The following is an 866-nucleotide window of genomic DNA, read 5'->3' as shown; positions in this document are numbered from 1 at the left end:
ATATGACACCGTTTACCTTGCAATATGACACCGTTTACCTTGCAATATGACACCGTTTACCTTGCTTATAGCACTAAAATTAATTAAGGTGTCATAGCATAATAAATAATACTGGTGCTTCATGAGAGAATTGGTTGTAAAAGACAATGCTTTAATTAATGCAAGTTATAACTTAGATTTAGTAGAACAACGTTTAATTTTATTAGCTATTGTTGAGGCAAGAGAAAGTGGGAAAGGGATTAATGCTAATGATCCCTTAACTGTCCATGCAGAAAGCTATATCAATCAATTTGGCGTACATCGCAATACCGCTTATCAGGCATTAAAAGATGCCTGTAATGATTTGTTTGCAAGACAATTCAGCTATCAAAAAATAAATGAAAGAGGGAATATTGAGAACTATAGATCCCGTTGGGTTAGTGAAATTGGATATGTAGATAATGAAGCAGTGGTTAAGCTTATTTTTGCCCCTGCCATAGTTCCATTAATTACCCGCTTAGAAGAGCATTTTACTAAATATGAATTGCAGCAAGTTAGTAATCTCAGTAGTGCTTATGCTGTTCGTTTATATGAGTTATTAATTGCTTGGAGAAGTACGGGCTCTACTCCAATTATAGAGCTAAGTGATTTCCGTCAAAGAATTGGCGTACTCGATACTGAGTACAAGCGTATGGAACGCTTTAAAACTAGTGTACTTGAGCTCGCTATTAAACAAATTAACGAACATACAGATATCACAGTGAAGTATGAACAACACAAAAGAGGTCGATCAATTTCAGGATTTTCTTTTAACTTTAAACAGAAAAAGAAGGACAGCACATCAATAGAAAGAGATCCGAATACTTTGAAACTTTCTTCAAAGATGA

At 34.6% G+C, this 866-nt stretch carries 1 protein-coding gene; it reads left to right on the top strand.

Annotation, left to right across the window (positions count from 1 at the left end; translation table 11 throughout):
• Positions 1-121: 121 nt before the first annotated feature.
• Positions 122-866, top strand: a 745-nt coding sequence (repM, locus tag F960_RS17795) for a replication initiation protein RepM (protein WP_004868813.1), incomplete at its 3' end; no start/stop codon positions are given.

Origin of the sequence: Acinetobacter gerneri DSM 14967 = CIP 107464 = MTCC 9824, assembly GCF_000368565.1 — a bacterium.
GTDB classification, from domain to species: Bacteria; Pseudomonadota; Gammaproteobacteria; order Pseudomonadales; family Moraxellaceae; genus Acinetobacter; species Acinetobacter gerneri.
The sequence above is the reverse complement of the archived record's forward strand: the minus strand, read 5'-3'. Positions and strand labels throughout refer to the sequence as shown.